15 protein-coding genes are annotated in these 21,597 nt (G+C 49.7%); 7 read left to right on the forward strand and 8 right to left on the reverse strand.

The features are described from left to right. Positions 1–432: 432 nt before the first annotated feature. The 4 genes from purT to BTA51_RS27445 are packed head-to-tail and all read right to left on the reverse strand — an operon-like array spanning position 433 to position 2,954. Positions 433–1,617 carry a formate-dependent phosphoribosylglycinamide formyltransferase gene (gene purT / locus BTA51_RS27430; protein WP_094712283.1) on the reverse strand — a complete coding sequence of 395 codons (1,185 nt, stop codon included), beginning with the start codon at positions 1,615–1,617 and terminating at the stop codon, positions 433–435. 24 nt (positions 1,618–1,641) lie between these two features. Next, entirely contained in the window at positions 1,642–1,818 is a 177-nt protein-coding gene (locus BTA51_RS27435) for a DUF1289 domain-containing protein (RefSeq protein ID WP_094712284.1), read from the reverse strand. Continuing rightward, a complete protein-coding gene (locus tag BTA51_RS27440; protein ID WP_094712285.1) occupies positions 1,811–2,341 on the reverse strand; it encodes a gamma carbonic anhydrase family protein in 531 nt (176 codons plus the stop codon). The genes BTA51_RS27435 and BTA51_RS27440 overlap by 8 nt, the downstream gene beginning before the upstream one ends. Before the next feature lie 49 nt (positions 2,342–2,390). Next, on the reverse strand, positions 2,391–2,954 hold the full coding sequence (locus BTA51_RS27445; protein WP_094712286.1) for a CoA pyrophosphatase: 564 nt from the start codon (positions 2,952–2,954) through the stop codon (positions 2,391–2,393). Positions 2,955–3,091: 137 nt separating this feature from the next. Between BTA51_RS27445 and BTA51_RS27450 the strand changes: the two genes are divergently transcribed. Next, on the forward strand, positions 3,092–3,637 hold the full coding sequence (locus tag BTA51_RS27450; RefSeq protein ID WP_094712287.1) for an NUDIX hydrolase: 546 nt from the start codon (positions 3,092–3,094) through the stop codon (positions 3,635–3,637). Positions 3,638–3,694: 57 nt separating this feature from the next. Here the strand turns inward: BTA51_RS27450 and BTA51_RS27455 are convergent, their stop codons facing one another. Together BTA51_RS27455 and purL are read right to left on the reverse strand one after the other, a co-directional pair. Beyond that, entirely contained in the window at positions 3,695–4,006 is a 312-nt protein-coding gene (locus tag BTA51_RS27455) for an NGG1p interacting factor NIF3 (RefSeq protein ID WP_094712288.1), read from the reverse strand. 568 nt (positions 4,007–4,574) lie between these two features. Beyond that, the gene (gene purL / locus BTA51_RS27460) at positions 4,575–8,471 is read right to left on the reverse strand and encodes a phosphoribosylformylglycinamidine synthase (RefSeq protein ID WP_094712289.1); all 3,897 of its coding nucleotides are present in this window, start codon (positions 8,469–8,471) and stop codon (positions 4,575–4,577) included. A gap of 455 nt (positions 8,472–8,926) precedes the next feature. On the opposite strand from purL, the gene mltF reads away from it, so the two are divergent. Beyond that, positions 8,927–10,429 (forward strand): membrane-bound lytic murein transglycosylase MltF, encoded by a 1,503-nt coding sequence (mltF, locus tag BTA51_RS27465; RefSeq protein WP_246841217.1) that lies wholly within the window; start codon positions 8,927–8,929, stop codon positions 10,427–10,429. Between the two features lie 3 nt (positions 10,430–10,432). Here the strand turns inward: mltF and BTA51_RS27470 are convergent, their stop codons facing one another. Then, positions 10,433–10,888, reverse strand: coding sequence for a regulatory protein RecX (locus BTA51_RS27470; RefSeq protein ID WP_094712291.1), 456 nt, complete (start codon positions 10,886–10,888; stop codon positions 10,433–10,435). Between the two features lie 265 nt (positions 10,889–11,153). Here BTA51_RS27470 and BTA51_RS27475 point away from each other — a divergent pair, with 265 nt between their 5' ends. After that, positions 11,154–13,967, forward strand: a complete 2,814-nt coding sequence (locus BTA51_RS27475) for a DUF349 domain-containing protein (protein ID WP_094712292.1) — start codon at positions 11,154–11,156, stop codon at positions 13,965–13,967. A 94-nt stretch (positions 13,968–14,061) separates the two neighbouring features. Here the strand turns inward: BTA51_RS27475 and BTA51_RS27480 are convergent, their stop codons facing one another. After that, complete coding sequence (locus BTA51_RS27480; protein ID WP_094712293.1) at positions 14,062–14,331, reverse strand: late competence development ComFB family protein; 270 nt, start codon at positions 14,329–14,331, stop codon at positions 14,062–14,064. A gap of 285 nt (positions 14,332–14,616) precedes the next feature. Between BTA51_RS27480 and BTA51_RS27485 the strand changes: the two genes are divergently transcribed. From BTA51_RS27485 to BTA51_RS27500, 4 genes are all read left to right on the forward strand, one after another. Beyond that, entirely contained in the window at positions 14,617–15,831 is a 1,215-nt protein-coding gene (locus BTA51_RS27485) for an acetyl-CoA C-acetyltransferase (protein ID WP_094712294.1), read from the forward strand. Positions 15,832–15,917: 86 nt separating this feature from the next. Further along, positions 15,918–18,071 carry a 3-hydroxyacyl-CoA dehydrogenase NAD-binding domain-containing protein gene (locus tag BTA51_RS27490; protein WP_094712320.1) on the forward strand — a complete coding sequence of 718 codons (2,154 nt, stop codon included), beginning with the start codon at positions 15,918–15,920 and terminating at the stop codon, positions 18,069–18,071. 426 nt (positions 18,072–18,497) lie between these two features. Further along, the gene (locus BTA51_RS27495; protein WP_094712295.1) at positions 18,498–20,651 is read left to right on the forward strand and encodes a carboxy terminal-processing peptidase; all 2,154 of its coding nucleotides are present in this window, start codon (positions 18,498–18,500) and stop codon (positions 20,649–20,651) included. Between the two features lie 49 nt (positions 20,652–20,700). Then, positions 20,701–21,561 (forward strand): RodZ family helix-turn-helix domain-containing protein, encoded by an 861-nt coding sequence (locus BTA51_RS27500; RefSeq protein WP_246841218.1) that lies wholly within the window; start codon positions 20,701–20,703, stop codon positions 21,559–21,561. The last annotated feature ends 36 nt before the right edge of the window (positions 21,562–21,597 follow it).

A 21,597-nucleotide genomic window follows, 5' to 3' on the forward strand; every position in this document is an offset into this window, starting at 1 on the left:
CACTAACTCAAGACTATTCTGTGTCTCCACAACCGTCTCAGCTAGCGCCCACAACAAATTGCTTGATTAACTTGTTAAAGATCTTCTCGCCCGGGCATTCATCCCGATGAGGCGCGCCATTCTACAGCCTTGATTCTCAATGTCAATCTGTTTTTTTAACTCCCTGTTTGGCGCTGACAATCTGATGGAAAAATTCGCTCTCATATTGTCGTCTCATCCTTGAGTTCTGCTTACCCGAAGCCCTTGTTTCTCACCCCTTTCGGGTGGGCTCCGCTGCAGAAGTGGGGCGCATTATACGTCCCTCCTGATCCTTTGCAACACCTTTTTGGAAAAAAGTTTAAATTGGATGAAATCACCTGATTCAAACCATCAGGAAGAACTCATTTCAGAATCTGCGGGTAACTTATAAGTGAAGCAAATCCCGGCTGGATTTCAACCCAAATCCACTTCAATTAATGATACTTTCTCCTCTGCCAGTCCTCGAGCAGACTCGGTGCTTTCTGAACGAACCAAAACCACCCCCATTCTTCTTTTACCCGAGACTTCAGGTTTACCGAATAACCTGAGCTCAACTCCCGGACTACTAACCACCTTATCTAAAGCAGAAAAGGAAATGCTTCTAGACTCACCTTCTACTAATAACGCAGCAGAAGCAGATGGGCCATAGAGTTGAATATTGGGCACGGGCAACCCAAGAAGCGCTTTTACGTGCAGGCAAAACTCAGACTGATCCTGAGAAATGAGAGTTACCAACCCAGTATCATGTGGCCGGGGAGATACTTCGCTAAAATAAACATCATCGCCTTTAACAAATAACTCAACCCCAAACAGACCGAAACCACCCAACGCACCGGTCACGGCTTCTGCGATTTCTCTGGCTCGTGTCATTGCCAGCGTAGACATCGCCTGAGGCTGCCAGCTTGTACGATAGTCTCCATCAATTTGCTGATGCCCTATAGGCTCACAAAACGAAACCCCACCACTATGCCTGACCGTCAACAGAGTGATTTCATAATCAAAATCGACAAATCCTTCGATAATGACTTTACCTTGGCCCGCTCTGCCGCCTTCCTGTGCATATGTCCATGCGATTCCAATATCGTCGTCAGATTTAACGACACTCTGCCCTTTACCTGAAGAGCTCATAATTGGCTTTACCACACAAGGAAAACCAATCTCTGCAACAGCGCTGGAGTATTCCGCCTCAGTCAGGGCAAAACGGTATGGCGATGTTTTTAGACCAAGCTCTTCAGCAGCCAGTCGCCGAATTCCCTCCCGATTCATCGTCAGGTTTGCAGCTTTTGCCGATGGGACAACATTAAACCCTTCCTCTTCCAAAGAAATCAGCTCGCTTGTCGCAATAGCCTCGATCTCAGGAATGATAAAATGAGGACGCTCTTCTTCCACCACGCGCCTTAACTGCTTTGGATCCAGCATATTAATGACATGTGACCGGTGAGCTATCTGCATGGCGGGAGCATTCGGGTATCGGTCTACAGCAATCACCTCAACTCCCAGGCGTTGCAATTCGATTGCTACTTCTTTACCCAACTCTCCGCTACCCAATAACATCGCCCTGGTAGCAGATTCAGTCAACGGCGTACCAATTGAAACCATACTTTTGATTCCTATTCTTGATTCCTAAACCAGATACTTTTCTTCTCGTTGAGCAACCAGGATCAACACCCGGCGTTTATCCTCATCACTTAAACCTGACCAGGCTGCGATTTCCGCTGCACTTCTATGACAGCCGACACATATATCCTCTTCATCCAACGCGCAGATGTTGACGCATGGAGATTTAACCGCTTCACTCATCTGATTGCTCCTTTAAAGAGGCAGAATATCGACGAGCATTTTCCACATAGTGGAGAGCACCAGACTCCAGCGCCTTCCTTTCCTGTTCATTCAACGACCTTTTTACCTTTCCGGGAGAGCCTACAACCAGGGAACCATCAGGAATCACTGCATTTTCGGGAATCAGTGCATTGGCACCGATAATGCAATACCTGCCAATTCGGGCATTGTTGAGTATCACAGCATTGATTCCAATCAGGCTATAGTCCCCGACTTCACATCCATGCAAGATCGCATGATGGCCGACGGTTACACCTTTACCGATCTTCAGTTTTATACCTGGATCTGTATGCAAAACTGCCTGATCCTGAATATTGGATTGAGGACCGATCAATATGACGTCATTATCTGCCCGGACAACAGCACCAAACCAAACACTAGCCTGATCCTCAAGAACGACTTCACCAATGAGAGTGGCGGTGTCAGCAATAAAGTGCCCGGCGCCATTGAGGCTAATTTTTTTATTCCCTAACGAATAAAGCACGCTTCATTCTCCAGAATGTCTAAAGTTATCCAGAACGGAAAAACAAGGATTATTCAGTCAGATCTTTACTAAAGACGACTCGATAGAAGTCCACGAGGATAATGGCTGACATCCCCCAAATCTCATAGCCTTCATAAAACCAGCAAGGAACTGTGCGAGAGTGGCCTCTATATGTCAGATGGTCGAGCCTGTCAGGTCGACTATTCAGAAAGTAGCTGACAGGAACCTTAAAGACACTATCCAGCTCAGCTGGATCAGGCACCAGTCTGACCTCAGGATCCACCAGCCCCACGTATGGTGTCACCCTGATCTCATAACGGGAAATCACCTGACTTAGAGAGCCCAATACTTCCACTTGAGATGAACGGATTCCTACTTCTTCTTCGGTTTCCCTTAATGCGGTCATCAACAGGTCCGAATCATGGTCTTCTCTCATTCCACCGGGGAATGCCACCTGCCCACTATGAGTCTTGAGTTGATCCGATCTGCGGGTCAGGATGATCTGAGGCTCATCTTCTCTGGTCACGGGAACAAGCACTGCAGCGTCTTTGAAGTCAACACTCAGGGTTGTTGGTTCATGCCGCTCAATTCGAGAAATAATCCGCTCTAGCACTGAAATGAATTACAACCATCGATAAGTTAAAAGTTGACGCACAATAACACACCTGCCATTTTTTAGGCACCCGTCGCTGTGCAACCATTTATACAGCGTTATACTGTCCAATCACCTACTCAATCAGTCGAATTTATATGAAGTTTTGCAGCCAGTGCGGCAACCCCGTAGAACAGCGCGTCCCTGATGGTGATAACAGACATCGCCATGTCTGCCCCACTTGCGACACCATTCACTACATCAACCCTAAAATTGTCGCAGGAACCATCCCCGTTTACGAAGACAAAATCCTCCTCTGCCGCAGAGCGATTGAACCAAGACTTGGCTACTGGACATTGCCGGCCGGATTCATGGAAATGAACGAAACCACTTCTCAAGCTGCTATTCGGGAAACCTGGGAGGAAGCCGAGGCCAGGGTCAACCTGGAAGGTTTATACACGATGATCGATGTACCTCACATCGGACAAGTTCACATTTTTTATCGAGCCACAGTCATAAATGGAGAATTCGGCATCGGACCTGAGAGCCTTGAGACAAAATTATTCAGGGAAGAAGACATTCCATGGGAGGAAATCGCTTTTCCGACAGTCAAATACACACTCGAGCATTACCTTGAAGATCGGCAATCAAGGTCCTTCCCTGTGCATGTGAAAGACATTACTTACGAGAGAATTAAATCCTGACCCGGTATAAACCGACACAGGACTTTCAGACCACACCAGCCCGCACATTACGCCTAATTAAAAGTCTTCCACTTTTAACACATGATATGCGGGCTCTTCATATGGGTGCGACGCCTTAAGAGCAGCAATCACCGCTTCTATATAAGGTCTGTCCACAACCAACTCCACCCTAAATTCATCCACCTTCTCGATATTACCAAGACTCCCGATGAACGGCGTGCTATTCGTCCCCGGCCTGAATTGCCCCAAACCTTTCACTTGCCATGCACAGCAGTCATAGTCACCTATACGACCTCCTCCCGCCTCAAATATTGCTGTTTTTACTTGTTCAACATGGCTCTCAGGTACATAAAAGCAAAGGTGATACATGTATAAGTCTCCTTTTCGGTGTTTTTTTATCCACAATTTTCCGCATTTGTCACACAAACACAACAAAACTGAAACTTCTCCACAGAATCTGTGGATATCTCTGGGGATAAAGTTTGGGAAAGTGCTGGAATGCCTTGTTTTTACTAGGTTGCGCTCAGATTGGCGAGTAATTAGGCAAAATTTAAAGTCTTTATTTTTCAATAAGTTAAATAAGTCAACAGGTAAAACGGTAGATTCAATACTGAAAATTGACACAGTATTGACACACTAAAAACTAATGTGAATAACCATCATTCGGCGTCCAAAGAATGACGGATTTTAGAGCCATTTTTCACCCCAAATATGTACAAACCGTCATAATGTCGTCTATTTATTAGACAAACCATCATGCTGGGCACGGCATCGTTAACATTTCGTTACATTAATTTACATTATATTAAGCTGGAATGGTGATGTTTTATCCCAATACCAAAAGACAGACAGGGGCAGAACCAAAAACAGATAAGAAGAGAAAAGAGGAGAAAGGCCCTGCTTGAACAAGCAGGGCACGAAGAGTTATGGAGTCAAATCAATCCAGCCAGACACGGGCATTACGGAATATCCGCATCCAGGCTCCATCTTCAGCCCAGTCATCAGGCCGCCAGGAGTTCGAAACTGCCCGGAATACGCGTTCCGGATGTGGCATCATAGCCGTTACGCGGCCATCATCATTACAAATCCCGGCAATCCCCATAGGTGATCCGTTTGGATTGAATGGATAGCCACTGGCAAGATTTCCATAGTTATCGACAAATCTCAGCGCCACTCGGGCATTCTTCGCCAATTCTTCCCCATCATTGCCGGTAAACTCAGCACGACCTTCGCCATGTGCCACAGCAATTGGCATTCTTGACCCTGCCATTCCCTGCAGAATGACTGACGGTGAATCCATGACCTCAACCATTACTTGGCGTGCTTCGTATTGTTCTGACAGGTTACGGACAAAGCGCGGCCAATGAGCTGTTCCTGGAATCAGATCTTTCAGTGTGGACAACATCTGGCAACCATTACAGACACCCAGCGCCAAGGTATCCTTGCGATGGAAAAATGCCTCAAACTGATCTCTGGCACGAGCATTGAACAAAATAGACTTTGCCCAGCCTTCGCCTGCACCAAGTACATCCCCAAAGGAGAATCCACCACAGGCGGCCAAAGCTTTAAATTGATCAAGTGCAATTCGACCAGACAGGACATCACTCATATGGACATCCACCGAGGTGAATCCGGCACGATTGAAGGCTGCAGCCATTTCAGTCTGACTGTTGACGCCCTGTTCGCGCAGAATCGCAACTTTCGGCTTGGCTCCAACATTCAGGAATGGCGCAGTAATATCTTCGGAGACATCATAGGTCAGTGCCGCCGACAATCCGGGATCTGAGTCATCCTTAATCGCTGCATATTCTTCAGCAGCACAGTCACTATTGTCCCTTAGGCTCTGAATGCGATAGCTGGTTTCAGTCCATTTCTGCTGCAGGTCTGCTCTGGAATATCCCAGTACCTGTTGTCCCTGGTAACTCAACTCAATACGCTGCTCAGTCGTCGGACTTCCCACGATAACCAGGTCTTCAGCCAGTCCTGCATCAATGATAGCTTTCTGGACATAGTCCAAATCCTTTTCAGCCACCTGGATGACCGCACCCAGTTCCTCATTAAACAGCTCCCGGGCGAAATGGCTTGGATCCTTAATCCACTGATCAAGAGCGATCTGCAAACCGCAACGCCCGGCAAAAGCCATTTCCACCAGAGTGGCGAATAACCCGCCATCAGAGCGATCATGGTAAGCCTTGATCTTGCCTTCACGGTTGAGCTTCTGGATACAATCAAAGAAAGCGGCCAGCTCTTTCGGGTTATCCAGGTCTGGAGCAACTGCGCCGATCTGGCGATACACCTGAGCCAATGCTGAGCCACCCAGACGATTTTTACCGGCTCCCAGATCAATCAGGATCAACTTGGATGGTTCATCCAATCTTAATTGTGGCGTCAAAGTCCGGCGAACATCTTCAACCGGTGCAACCCCTGTGATAATCAGAGACAAAGGCGCAGTGACAGATTTCTGCTGCTCGCCTTCTTCCCAGACTGTCTTCATGGACATGGAATCTTTTCCGACAGGAATCGTAATTCCCAACTCGGGACACAGCTCCATACCAATTGCCTTTACGGTGTCGAACAGCGCCTCATCCTCACCCGGATGCCCGGCAGCGGCCATCCAGTTAGCGGAAAGGCTGATCTGTCCCAATCTGGAAATTGGAGCTGCAGCGATATTGGTAATCACCTCACCAACAGCCATTCGACCGGACGCCGGTGCGTCAATCAGGGCAATCGGAGTACGCTCTCCCATTGCCATGGCTTCGCCGGCATAAGTGTCATAGCTGGCAGTAGTGACGGCGACATCAGACACCGGCACCTGCCAGGGACCTACCATCTGGTCCCTTGATACCATACCGGTTACTGAACGGTCACCAATCGTTATCAGGAAGCCTTTACTGGCCACACTTGGCAACCGCATAACGCGTTCTACAGCGTCTTCCAGATCAATGTTGGAAGATTCAAATATCGGTTTGGCAAAACTCTGACGCTCAATCGCCCTGTGCATCTTGGGTGGTTTGCCAAACAGGACTGACATAGGAAGATCTACGGGATTGTTCGCAAAATATTCGTCTGCCAGCACCAGTTTTTCTTCCTCTGTTGCGCTACCAACCACTGCATAAGGGCAGCGTTCACGACGACAGATCTGATCAAAAAGCTCGAGGTCTTCTACTGCAACCGAGAGGACATAACGCTCCTGGGACTCGTTACACCAGATTTCCAGCGGGGACATCCCAGGCTCATCGTTGGGAATGTCACGCAGCTCAAACTGACCGCCACGACCACCGTCCTTGACCAATTCAGGCAGTGCGTTGGACAAGCCACCGGCACCAACATCGTGGATAAAAAGAATGGGGTTGTTGGAACCCATCTGCCAGCAGACATCGATGACCTCCTGACAGCGGCGCTCCATCTCCGGGTTGTCCCGCTGCACAGAAGCAAAATCCAGATCTTCATGGCTGGAACCGCTATCCATTGAGGAAGCAGCACCGCCACCCAATCCGATCAGCATCGCCGGGCCACCCAGTACGATGAGTTTCGAACCAACAGCGATTTCGCCCTTTTCTACGTGATCCGCCCGGATATTCCCAAGGCCGCCCGCAATCATGATCGGCTTGTGGTAGCCCCGCATTTCTCGGCCGTTGACACCAGGGACTTCTTCTTCAAATGTCCGGAAATAACCACACAGGTTTGGACGACCGAATTCGTTATTGAAAGCAGCGCCTCCAATGGGAGCTTCAAGCATGATCTGCAGAGGGGAAACGATTCTCTCGGGCTTGCCATAGTCCCCTTCCCATGGTTGACGATAGTCAGGGATATTCAGGTTGGAAACGGTAAACCCGACCAATCCGGCCTTTGGCTTGCCTCCTATCCCTGTCGCACCTTCATCTCGGATCTCTCCACCGGAACCGGTTGAAGCGCCTGCAAACGGGGAAATAGCCGTGGGGTGATTGTGGGTTTCAACTTTCATCAGGATATGAATATCCTCGACGTTGTACCCATAGACCTTGCTGTCAGGGTCTGGGAAGAAGCGCCCGCTCTGACTTCCCTGAATGACGGCAGCGTTGTCTCTGTATGCGGACAGTACAGTCTCTCCGCCAACGTCGTAGGTGTTCTTAATCATGCCAAACAATGATTTCGGCTGAAGCTCACCGTCAATTTCCCAGCTGGCATTGAAGATCTTGTGACGACAATGCTCAGAGTTAGCCTGCGCGAACATCATCAATTCCACATCATTAGGATCACGCCCTAATTGTGTGAATGCTTCCGTCAGGTAATCGATCTCGTCTTCCGCCAGCGCAAGTCCCATGTTGCGGTTAGCATCAACCAGGGCCTTGCGCCCTTTTTCCAACACCGGAACACTGTTGATCGGCTTTGGCTCAGCATGTCCAAATAACAACTCAGCTCCAGCAATTTCATGGAATATTGCCTGGGTCATGCGATCATGCAGCATCTCCGCCAGCTTTGCCCTTTGTTCAGATGACAATTGTTGGCTTCCACGCACATAGTAGGCGATTCCCCGCTCTATACGGCGAACTGCATGAAGCCCACAATTATGTGCGATGTCCGTCGCCTTGCTGGACCAGGGCGAGATAGTACCGGGTCTGGGAACAACCAGGAATAATGTTCCTTCTGGAGATTCGGTCTGTTCTGTTGGTCCGTAGGTCAGCAGCTTGTCCAACACTGTGCGTTGATTGGCAGACAAATTACCGTCCAACTCGACAAAATGCATGTACTCCGCATAAAGCGATTGGGTTTCAGGCACAACATCCTGCAAAGTGGCCAATAACTTCTTACGACGAAAAGGAGAAAGAGCGGGAGCACCACGAAGTTCAAACATAACGTTGACTATCTGCCTCTGAACTGGGGGAGAAAAAAAGAGGCGTAATGATAATAGAAAACCGCCTTCCGGGCCACTTCACCTGCCAAATTCATTGATTCGACCCGGTATCATTTTGTCGATTGATTTAAAAAGGGTTTTTACGTCTTTTGGACTAAATTTCCCGCATCCGCACATATAAATTTCCAGCATCCGCACATATAAAAAGCTACACCCCGGCAACGAACAGCCACCGACAGCCTATTAATTGAACCAATATTAAGGGTGTTACTTTCCAGGGCAAACCTGAGTAAAATGCGCCGCAAAAATGAACAACATGTCCGCTAATTTGACATTCTTTTGCAGCTAGGGACATTTCACAACTTGATTCCTGACTGAAAACCCAAGAGGATGAGCGCCATGGAATCGGTATTGCATAAAACCAGGGACATCCTCACAGACAAGGAAACATCTGCTTGCGAAATCTCATGATGCTGGTTGATTGGTCAAATCCCAAAAGGATATTGGTTCTTTTGGCGGCGGTGCTTATTGTCGCGCTGACCGGCTGCAGCCGTCCAACCGTGTTGGAACGCATCGAGCAGGAAGGTGTACTTCACGTCATCACTCGCAATGCTCCCACCACCTATTATGAAGACCGAGATGGAGCTGCGGGGTTCGAGTATGAACTCTCCCGGTTATTTGCTGAGCAAATTGGCGTGGAACTTCGACTTAGAGTTGCCACAGACCTCGACGAAGCCTATTCAGTTCTGGAACAGAATTATACCCACTTTGCCGCCCTTGGATTGAGTCAGCAAGCGGCACATGATCGGGCCAGCAATCTTAATTTCAGCTCAGACTATCTGACGTTTCAGCCGGTGGTATTGTTCGCCAACGGTAAGCCTAAGCCAAAAACCGTTGATGACCTTATTGGCCGGAGTATTGTTGTCCCCGCCTCCACGGCACAAGCGGCTTTTCTTGACCAATTGAAAGATGCAAGGCTGCCGAACCTGGTATGGGAAGAGGCTGATGGTATTGAAACACCTGACATGATGCGGATGGTCGACGAAGGTCAAGTCGATATTGCAATCGTAAACTCCGCGGAATATGCCATTCACAAGGCGATGTTCCCCAAAGTCCGCAACAGTTTTGCCCTTATGGAACCGCTTAAAGTGAGCTGGATATTCCCTCCTGGCAAAGACAACAGCCTGCTGGAACAGGCCAACCTGTTTCTGGAAAAAATTTCACAGGACGGCACTCTGACTTATCTCCAGGAAAAGTACTTCGGGCATGTCGACCAGTTGAATTATGTTGGCGCCAGAACGTTTATCAAACATATCCGCGACCGGCTTCCTAAGTTTGAGGATACATTCAAGGCCGCAGCAAACGACTTCGAACTGGATTGGCACCTTCTGGCCGCCATTGGCTATCAGGAGTCTCATTGGCGTCCTTACGCCACGTCACCGACAGGCGTTCGCGGATTGATGATGCTGACTCGAACAACTGCCAAGGAAATGGATATTCGCAATAGACTGGATCCGGAACAGAGCATTCTTGGTGGTGCAAAGTACTTCAGCCAGATTCACAAGCGCATGCCTGAGAGAATTCCCGAGCCCGATCGCACCTGGATGGCATTGGCTGCCTACAATGTGGGTATGGGACACCTGGAAGATGCCCGGATTATCACTGAAAACCAGGGCAAGGATCCGGATAAGTGGATTGATGTGAAAGACGCCTTACCGCTTCTACAGCAAAAGAAATGGTATAAAAAAACCCGCTTTGGATACGCCAGAGGCTGGGAACCAGTACATTATGTACAGAACATCCGCCGCTACTACGATGTTCTGGCCTGGATGAAACAACCTGGAATCAATGACGGCACTGTTGCCCAATCGGCAACATCAACGACAACCAGCGACGATTTCAGTGACACCACGCCGGATATGCCTCAGCCTTTCAGAGTGGCTCCTCCCATGCTTTGATCGCTACCTGATCACCTCCATGGCAGCTTTTATCGCATCAAAATCAAACCCTTTCTGTTGAAGAAACTTTTGGTATTTTTGAATCTCCAACGGACTCTCCGGTGGACTTCTGAACTTTTTCTGTAATGTCGTGACTGCCACATCAATCCAATCTATATTCAGCTCCTCAAGGGATGTTTGAATATCATGACGGCTCACCCCCTTCCCGGACAACTCGTAGGAAACCTTGCGAAGTCCATATCCCTGAGAAGCTCGCCTGCGAATGATCATTTCAGCATAGCGAACATCACACAGATACTTCCCCTCGATTAAATAAGCGATTACCTGATCCAGATGTTCTGCCGTGGCGCCACGCTGAGCCAGCTTTTCCCTGAGCTCCTGCTCGGAGTGCTCTCTTCGGGCCAATAATCGGAGAGCGGAGTTTCTAACGTCCTGAAGACTGATCTGTGCATCGGTCATGATGGTCTAACATTTTTCCTGCAAGCGTTCTTAGGTCGACCAGTATCCTACTGACTCAAATAATATTTATGAGTTTTCATATTCTGATCGGAGTAGCGGCAATCCCCTATACGGAGTAGACTATGCCGTCGTCAACAAAATGTAATCAAGATTTCCCGCCTGAAAACCGTTCCCAAGGTCATCTCGGGCAAGAAGGGATAGTATATTACAGCCTAGGATCTGTTGGCGTTAAGACGTAAAACGAGCTTCCAGGATCATTCACTTCATGCTTTTAAAAAAAATTTTTAAGCCCAAATGGCAGAGCAATAACCCGGACGTCAGAAAAGAAGCCATCACCCAACTGGATTGGGGAAAATCAGAAGATAAGGCGATTCTGGAACAACTAATCAAGCATGAAACAGACGATACTGTTCTCAAGGCAGCGCTGAAACGAGTACTTTCAGTGACGGACCTGATCGATCTGGCTCAATCCACAGATAAAGCCAGACAAGCCGCACATAATCGGGTTCTTGAAATTCTGGCGGAGACCTCCACTAATTTCGATAGCTTCCTGGGACAACATCTACAACGCATATCCCAGGATCTGGCTTTTGATCTCGCCACAGGCCTTAAGAGTTCAGACAATCTGCACCTCTTCCTGCAAAGCCTTCACCTGCACGCACCGGACACTGTTCTGGAGCTGGCAATCAACCATCCACTCAGCCTTATTCGACAAAAGGCGGCGGAACTGATCGTCGATCCAGAGAAATTATCGATACTGGTCAGCCGAACCAAGGGTAAAGACAAAGGGGTGTTTCAGAAGGCTAAGTCTCGACTGCAGGCATACAAGGACCAGGAGCAGGCAAAACTGGCCCATGAAAGAGAACTCCAATCCCTGTGTGACAGCCTGGAACAACACGCTGCGACCGAAGCGACCAAGTACTACACAGAAAAGCTGGAAGCGCTGATCCGTTCACTCGCTAAATTTGATCTCGGCCAGCATCAGGAACATCAGGACCGAATCGAGCGCGCACTGCAAACCTGTAAAAGTCGGGCTAATCAAATTGCAGAGCAGGAAGCTCGAGAACACCAAATTGTTGAAGAAGCCAGACTTCAAAGCGGCGAACGAGAGGAAACCTGTCAGGAACTGGAGAAAACCAGGGAAAAACTTAAGTCCACTCCCCTGACCCAGCAGTCAGAGCTTTCGGCTCTCGACGCCCTCATTAAGACTCAGGAGAACCGTTGGCTGGAGGCCACCCGTCATCAGAGAGTCGATAAAACAGAACAAAAGCGCTATCAGCATGTGATGACGGAAATCCGCCACTATCATATAGCCCTTCAGCGCCTGTTTTCTCATCAGAGTGAACTGTCAGATAAACTGGAGCAGGCAAGATCTGCGGCGGACGCGGATCCTGTAGAGAGGAAAACGCTGGTCAAGTCCCTGCGCCAGATGGTTACTGATATTGAGTGGCCCTCAGATTACAACCTTCATCCCCTATTGCAGGCAGTATCCGAAGCCGTCGGCGAAATCCAAACACTGCAAACCCGGCATATTGAGGATATTGGTAAGTTCAAAGATAAGGTCCGTAAAGACCTGGATGAACTTGAAAAAGCCATATCTCAGGGTGAAGTTAAAAAAGCACAGCGCCTGACCAAAGACGCCAACCGAGACCTGGAGCACCTCCCTGGAAAACAAAAACAGGACTTGCAGGCCAGGCTCAAAATGTTGCTGAGCCAACTGGATGAACTCAGGGACTGGCAGGGCTTTGCCACCAGACCAAAGCAGGAAGAGCTGTGCGAGCATATGGAACATCTCGCGGAGCAACATCTGGAACCGCATATCAAAGCCAACAAGATCAAGGAACTGCAGAAAGAGTGGCGTGATCTCGGGGGATCTTCGGATCAGCACCTCTGGCAGAGATTCAAACATGCATCGGACAATGCCTACGCCCCCTGTAAAGCCTATTTTTCAGAAGAGGAAAAGCTTAAGCAGGTGAACCTGGATAAGCGGGAGTCCATCTGCACCGAACTTGCCACCTTTATTGAAGCCATCGATTGGGACCAACCAGACTGGAAGCTGGTGGATAAAATCAATCGTAAGGCCCGTGAGGAATGGCGTCAGTACTACCCTGTGGATCATAAGAAAGGCAAACCGGTCCAAACCAGATTCAATGAGCTTCTCACAGAGCTGGATACCAAGCTGAATAAGGAAAAAGAGCGCAATCATAAGCTCAAGCAGGAAATCGTTTCACGCGCAGAAGCTTTGGTGTCTGAAGAAGACTTGAAACAGGCGACCCATCAAGCCAAGGATTTACAGAAAGAGTGGCAGCAGGTCGGCATTACTGACCACAAGACAGATCGCCAGCTGTGGGGGCAATTCAGAAAAGCCTGCGACGAGATTTTTGGCCGCATTGGTGAACAACGCAAGCAGCATCAGGAAGAAATCTCCCATAACCAGGATAAGGCCAATGAGTTGATCACTGCTGTTGAAGCTTTGGCTGCTTCGCCAGACAGCGGAACAGATACCGCCTTGTCCACGCTTATTGATCAATACCGCAGCTTGGGCTCTTTGGGAGATCAGACCAAATCTCTCGGACAACGTTTCCACAAAGCCATCGATACGGTAGAGAAAGGCCTACAGCAGTTGAGAATCAGCGGTTTTGTCGACTACTACAGCCAATTGCTTGAGTGCGCCAAATCCTTCGGCGCTGGCGGTACAATCGAATGGCCGGCCTCGATTGACGAGCTGGATCAGCATCACCACGAATTACTTGCCTCCCGGCAGAATGCGGAAAGCGGGAAGGAGAAAGCTTCTGCTGACACGCTGAAAGACATCGTTATCCTGGCAGAGATTTTGGCTGAAATCGATAGCCCGCAGGAAGACAAAGAACGCCGCATGGCGCTACAGGTTGAACGACTGACCGCAGGCTTACAGCAAAGCGCCAGTGACGCCTCTTCGCCAAGCAGCCGATTTGATGGTCTGATTCAACAATGGCTGACGGCAATACCGGATGAGCAGGCGGCATCTGATCTTAATGAGTTGACAGAACGCTTCAAGCGAACCTTGAACAACATTGCTCAGACAGTCGCCCGTTCCTGACCCCTCACCTATTCCATCATCCTCCCATCTTCAGGGAAGCCCCGGAACTCGGGGTTTCTCAATAGCGGGAAGCATCGCATATTACTGAGGTAATTTACTTGTCTCTGGAAGGATCCTTCATATAAGCGAGTGCGTCTTTTACGGCCTTAGTGACCTGCTTTTTCATATCCACATACTCATCAGAGGTCAGATAAAACGCCATATCCACTCCGTGCCTGAAATAACGTCCAGGCAAATGGTTCAGCGCCACACATACTGTATCCGTCAGGAAGTCATCATCCTTCTGATCTTCCCCTAGCTGAGTGGCCAACTCTTCCAAAACCAGCTTTTCATAATAATTGTAAACATTATCCAGTATGGACATAGAGACTCCTTAGCACGTGCCATAGCCATAAAAACCTATAAAGTATGCTTAAGAATAGTCCACCTCCCGGACAGCGCCATAACCTGATACCAGAACCGTTCCTCACATCATATGATCGTTTTCGCCAACCTGATTGGGGCTTCCTGTCATTTCTCCCTCCAATCCATTGAATTATCGTGAGCGTACTCTCATCGCTTAATACGAGCTGGAATCCCCCAAATATCGATGATTCACCCATATATCTATAACGACACATACAAATAACAATCAACCCGGTAGACCGACATGAGTAATGAAGCCTACATTTTTGACGCCGTCCGCACCCCCAGGGGAAAAGGTAAGAAGGACGGCTCCCTGCACGAAATCAAACCCGTCAACTTGCTGGCATCCACGCTGAAGGCGCTGCAACAGAGGAATGGCCTGGATACGGCAGAAGTGGACGATATTGTCATGGGTTGTGTCACCCCCATTGGTGATCAGGGCGCAGATATTGCGAAAACGGCCGCACTGGTAGCTGACTGGGACACCCGTGTCGCCGGGGTCACACTCAACAGGTTCTGTGCCTCAGGTCTTGAAGCCGTCAACCTGGCAGCCATGAAAATTCGTTCCGGCTGGGAAGATCTTGTCGTGGCCGGTGGTGTGGAGTCCATGTCCAGGGTTCCCATGGGCAGTGACGGCGGTGCCTGGGCCCTTGATCCCGCCACGAACCTACATACCGGGTTTATCCCACAAGGCATCAGCGCTGACCTGATCGCTACCATTGAGGGCTTTTCCCGTGAACAGCTGGACACATTTGCCCTTCACTCACAGCAAAAGGCAGCCGCCGCCAGACAGGAAGGCTTATTCTCCCGCTCAATCATCCCCGTCAGGGATCAGAACGGACTGACCATCCTGGATCATGACGAATTTATTCGCCCTGACACCTCTCTGGAAGGTCTTGGACAGCTGAAGCCTTCCTTCCAGATGATGGGTGACATGGGCTTTGACGTGGTCCCCCGGGAAAAATATCCCTTTGTAGAAACTATTCATCACATGCATACCCCAGGAAACTCTTCGGGCATTGTCGATGGTGCTGCGGCCCTTCTCATTGGCAGCGCCGAGAAGGGGAAAGCCCTTGGCTTGAAACCCCGGGCACGATTTGTGGCTACGGCGGTGACCAGCACAGACCCCACCATCATGCTCACAGGACCAGCACCCGCCACCCGCAAGGCACTACAGAAAGCCGGCTTGTCGGCAGAAGATATTGACTTGTATGAAGTCAATGAAGCCTTCGCAGCTGTCGTACTCAAGTTTCAGCGTGAACTGGGAATTCCCGATGAAAAAATCAACGTCAATGGCGGCGCGATAGCCCTGGGCCATCCTCTGGGAGCTACTGGGGCAATGATCCTTAACACTGTGCTGGATGAGCTTGAACGCAGGAATCTGCGCTATGGGCTGGCAACACTATGCGTAGGTGGAGGCATGGGAATAGCAACCATTATCGAGCGTCTCCCGGCCTGACCACTCAGGCGCCCCTATAGAACCGTTGACGCTGCGGATGGACTATCCGCAGCGTCATAACAAGAACAGTTTCAGTGAGAATGAACATGAGCGCGATTCATTACACAAAAGACCAGGACAACATTGTCACTCTGACCCTCGACATGCCGAATCAATCAGCCAATACCATGAACGCTGATTTTCGTGCTGCCTTTGCATCAGTTATATCCCGCCTGACAGAAGAAAAAGAGCAGATTACAGGGGTCATCATAACGTCCGCCAAAAAGACGTTTTTCGCCGGCGGAGATCTTCGGGAATTGATACAGGTCGGACCCGAAAACGCCGAAGCTTTCTTCAATATGCTAACCAGAGACATTACCCTTCCCCTGAGAAAGCTGGAGACGCTTGGGCGTCCTGTCGTCGCCGCGATCAATGGCACAGCGCTTGGCGGTGGATGGGAGTTGGTCCTGGCCTGCCACGCCCGGATGGCAATCTCTGACGACAAGATCCGCCTCGGCCTACCGGAAGTGACGCTGGGACTGCTGCCCGGAGGCGGAGGTACCACCAGACTGCCCAGATACCTGGGCATCGAAAAGGCATTGCCTTTCCTGCTGGAGGGAAAACAGATATCGCCCTCCAAAGCCAAGTCTCTGGGGCTCGTGAATGAGCTGGCCGGCACCAGCGACGAAATGCTGAGCGCGGCCAAAGCATGGATTAAGGAACATCCTGATGCGGCGCAGCCCTGGGACCAGAAGGGTTACAAGATTCCAGGAGGAACGCCGACCACGCCTAAAGTTGCTCAAATGCTGGCAATTGCCCCCGCCATGCTGAAAGCCAAGACCAAAGGATGCTACCCCGCTCCCGAGGCCATTATATCGGCTGTCGTCGAAGGTACCCAGGTCGACTTTGACACCGCGCAAAGAATAGAGAGTCGATATTTTACTCAACTGGTGACCAGCCAGATTGCCAAAAATATGATCGGAACCTTCTGGTTTCAACTAAATGACATTAAGGCAGGCCATTCACGCCCGGACATTCAATCAACAAAAGCTGTCACCAAGGTCGGAATTCTCGGTGCCGGCATGATGGGGTCGGGCATTGCTTACTCATGTGCCAACAGCGGCATAGATGTTGTGCTGAAAGACATCAGCCAGGAAGCGGCAGAAAAAGGAAAATCCTACAGCGAGGGCCTACTGAAGAAAAAGGTCAGCCGGGGACAAATCTCAGAGCAGCACAAAGAAGCGGTATTGGAGCGAATTCTTGCTACAGATAACCACCAGGATCTTGAAGGATGCGATCTAATTATTGAGGCCGTGTTTGAGGACAGTGAGCTGAAAGCAACCGTCACCCGTGAGTCAGAGCCCTTCCTGACGCCGGACGGAGTATTTGCATCAAACACGTCCACCATTCCCATCACACAGCTGGCGGCAGCATCGACAGCCCCTGATAAGTTCATCGGCCTGCACTTTTTCTCTCCAGTGGACAAAATGCAATTGGTCGAAATTATCGTTGGCCAGGAAACCTCAGAGGAAACGCTTGCACTGGCCTTCGATTTTGTACTTCAGATCAAGAAAACGCCAATCGTGGTGAACGACAGCCGTGGTTTCTTCACTTCCAGAGTGTTTGGTAAGTTTGTGAACGAAGGTATCGCCATGCTGGCGGAGGGCATTCATCCGGCCGCTATCGAAAACGCAGCAGAACTGGCAGGCATGCCCGTTGGGCCTTTAGCCGTCTCTGATGAAGTCAGTCTGAGCCTGATGAGCCACATCCGGGACCAGAGTAAAAAGGATCTAGAGGAATCTGGATTCCCCTGGGTACCGCATCCGGCAGAAGCTGTCATCGACCAGATGCTGGCAGAGTTCAAGCGACCCGGTAAAGCCAAGGGTGCCGGCTTCTATGACTATCCGGCCAATGGGAAAAAGAGTCTGTGGCCGGGGTTAATCGAACATTTCACCGATATCACCAAAACCAAAGCCGCATCATTACAGGAATTGAAAGATCGCCTATTGTTCGTACAGGCAATAGACACCGTCAAATGCCTGGAGGAAGGTGTACTGACATCCGTGAAAGACGCCAATATAGGCAGTATTTTTGGTATCGGGTTTGCTCCCTGGACAGGGGGCGCCATTCAGTTCATTAATCAGTATGGACTTAAATCCTTTGTCCAACGTGCCGAAGAACTGGCAGAACGATACGGAGACCGCTTTGCTCCTCCAAAATTGCTGATAGAGCACGCTGAGAGTAACCGAAAGTTTGAATGATTGAGTTTTTTTAACCTATATTCAAAGCGTTTTTTAAACTAAGTCCAAAGCGTTTTTAAGCTATCTCGAAAGCATAGGGCAAGTTGCTGAAAGGGGGCACTCTCTCCCTTTCAGCCTATTACGTCCTTGCCCCCTGCCTGAGTAAAATGCTTACTCACATTTAATTTCAATGTTTCTGCCCCCATATATTTTTTGGAAACCACGACTACATAGGGAAATCCCCTTGCAATTCAGGTATAAAAACTGTGTTCCAATCCCATTTCCTGCAAATCTTTACAAAGTTGTCAGAATCTAACTCTGGTTGGAACCCTTTGCTTGGCCTAGAATCAATAGGTATAACGTATAGGTGATGGATGTAGTCAGCAGTCGTCTAAATCTGATGAGAGTAAATCCCGGTTGAATGGCCGGCGAAAGAGCGTGATGTCAATGAGCCAAATCAGTACCGCAATATCCCCCCCTCAGAACGGATCCCTGAAGTTTCAATTAGTATTCCTGTTTTTGATAGGAGTCGCCCTGAGCACCGTCTCTGCGGCCAACCTCCCCTCCAAAACAGCCGATGGGACCCTCCAGCAGATCGCACTCACGGAGTTGCAGCCGACCCCCGAACAGGCAAAGGCCAGCCGTGATATTGCAAGACAGCTTCAATATGCCCATTACCGCAGTCTCAAGATTGATGGGTCACTGTCCTCTGTTGTGCTGGATAACTTTATCAAGTATCTGGACCCTCAAAGGGTTTACTTTACACAGGGCGATATCGACGGCTTCGAGCAATACCGCTATCGGTTGGACGGTGCCATTAAATCCGGCCAGCTGGAACCTGCCTTTGATATTTACAACCAGTTCCAAGAGCGTATTGCCGGTCGCCTGACCTACGTCATCGAGACACTGGACAAAGGCCTCGACAAACTGGATTTCAGCAAAGACGAAACCCTGCAGATCGATCGAGAAAAGGCCAAATGGCCTGCTGATGAAAAAGAGCTGGATGTGCTTTGGCACAAACGGATCAAAAATGCGGTGCTCAATCAAAGGCTTTCCGGTAAGACTGACGAAGACATCGCCAAAAGCCTGAGAAAGCGCTATGAAAGCCAGCTGAACCGAATCAGCCAGGCACGCTCAGAAGATGCCTTCCAGGCTTATATGAATGTGGTCACCAACGTCTATGACCCGCATACCCAGTATTTTTCGCCCCGCAATTCTGAGAATTTCAATATCAACATGTCCTTGTCTCTGGAGGGCATTGGTGCCGTATTGCAGTCGGATAACGAATTCACCAAAGTGGTACGTCTGGTTCCGGCAGGTCCGGCAGACAAACATGGCATTTTGCAGCCCGCTGACCGTATTGTCGGTGTCGGCCAGGGAGCTGACGGAGACATCGTGGATGTCATCGGCTGGAGACTGGAAGAAGTCGTCGACCTCATTCGGGGCCCCAAGAAGACCGTCGTACGTCTTGAAGTGATTCCCGCTCAAGCTTCCAACGACAACGAAACCCGTGTGATCAATATTGTCCGTGACCGTGTGGATCTGGAAGATCAGTCTGCCCAAAAGAAAATTCTGAAGGTGAATAGAGGCGGCCAGGACTACACCATCGGAATCATTGATATCCCAACCTTTTACGCCAACTTCCAGGCCATGCAGGCCGGCGACCCTAACTACCGCAGCACTACCCGTGATGTATATCGGTTACTGAGTGAACTGAAGAAAGAGAACATCGACGGTCTCGTCATCGATCTGCGCAACAATGGTGGCGGTGCCCTGCAGGAAGCCATCCAGCTGACGGGTCTGTTTATTCAGGAAGGTCCTACCGTACAGGTCAGGACAGCGGACAACCGTGTCAGGGTCTATGACGACCCCGATGACAGCACCGCCTACTCCGGACCATTGGCGGTTCTGGTAAACCGTATGAGCGCATCGGCCTCTGAGATTTTTGCTGCGGCGATCCAGGATTACGGTCGCGGTGTCATCATCGGTGACCAGACATTTGGCAAGGGTACCGTCCAATCCGTCAGAGGACTGAGCCACGGCCAGCTAAAAATCACCGAAGCGAAGTTTTACCGGGTATCCGGTGGAAGCACTCAGCACAAAGGCGTTATTCCCGATATTCTGCTGCCATCAGCGATCGATAAGAAGGAAGTCGGCGAAGATGCTCTTCCTGAAGCACTTCCCTGGGACCAGATCGATCCTGTGGCTCACCGTAATTACGGCGAGGTGGCTCCGCTGGTGGAAGCCCTGAACCAACATCATCAGGAACGCATGGACAAAAATGTCGAATATCAGGCTCTGCTGAAAGAAATCGAGTTCCTGAAAACGTCCAAAATGCAGACAGAAATTTCGCTGAATATTGAGACCCGTAAAAAAGAACTCGATGCGATCCGTAAGGAAGAGCTCGATTACGTAAATCTCAGGAGGAAGGCACGTAGTGAAAAAACTTTTGCCTCCTACGACGAATATGAAAAGTTCCAGGAAGAACAGGCAGCCTTGCCGGAGACAAATAAGGAATTGGATTTCGTTGTCAAAGAGTCAGGAGAAATTCTTGTTGATGTACTGACAAATGAACCAAAAGTTGCAACAACCGAGGGCTAAACTTCTCACAAGTCAGTAGATCAGCAGTCGAGCACTGGAACTCGCAATTATGGCATCAGATCACCGGACATCAGGTTCAACGCCGGCAGAAACAGGAAAAAGCAGTAAAAAGCCGAACACTCAGAAGGGTGTTAAAAGCAAGGCAGGCGGTTCCAGGCAGCCAAAAAGTTCAGCCAAATCCCAAAACCAACCGTCATCCAAGGATGACGGTTGGTTCCAACGTATTTCAGAGATTACCAACTCAGCTTTCAGAATAGCTCGCAAGACCACAGATGGGTCTTTACGCGTGGGGAAAACCATCCTACGCAATCAGGACCAGCTGAAAGTGATGGTGGCAGCAGGACAGTCACTCAAAGACCTTCGAGAGGTTGCCGGGTTGACCATCCATGAACTGAGCGATGCCATTAATCTGAAAGACAAAAGCTTTTGGGAAGCCGTGGAAAACGGCACCGCCACCATTTCCTTCGAGTTGATTCTGAGGCTGGCCGCCTTGCTCGCCCGCAACGATCCGGTTCCATTCATTCTCAAGTATACCAGAACCTATAATCCGGAATTGTGGCGTCTGCTTAACGACTGGGGCTTGGGCAGGCTCCCGCTACAGTACGAGCGTGAGCGCGAGTTTATTAATATCTACCGACGCCACGATGCCGCCAGACAGCTATCTGACGAGGGCTTTGCCAAAGTATTGGGGTTTACCCAGAACGCCTTTGAAATGGCGATGCATTTTATTGCTGAAAATGAGGATATCCCGGTTTCCTCAAAGGAATCCTCAAGTCGAAGGCAGGCAAAGGAAATGGAGGGAAATGCCCCTGATGGGCAGCAAAGGGAAAGCAGGGATAGCGATGCCCGACAGGAAAACAGTGACGGGGGCGAACCAGTCAAAGCGTCAGCTCAGTCCCTCAAATCCTGACGGGAAACCACCAAGGGTAACCCGCTTCTTTTACTT

The organism is Hahella sp. CCB-MM4 (genome assembly GCF_002260525.1).
Taxonomy (GTDB): Bacteria; Pseudomonadota; Gammaproteobacteria; order Pseudomonadales; family Oleiphilaceae; genus Hahella.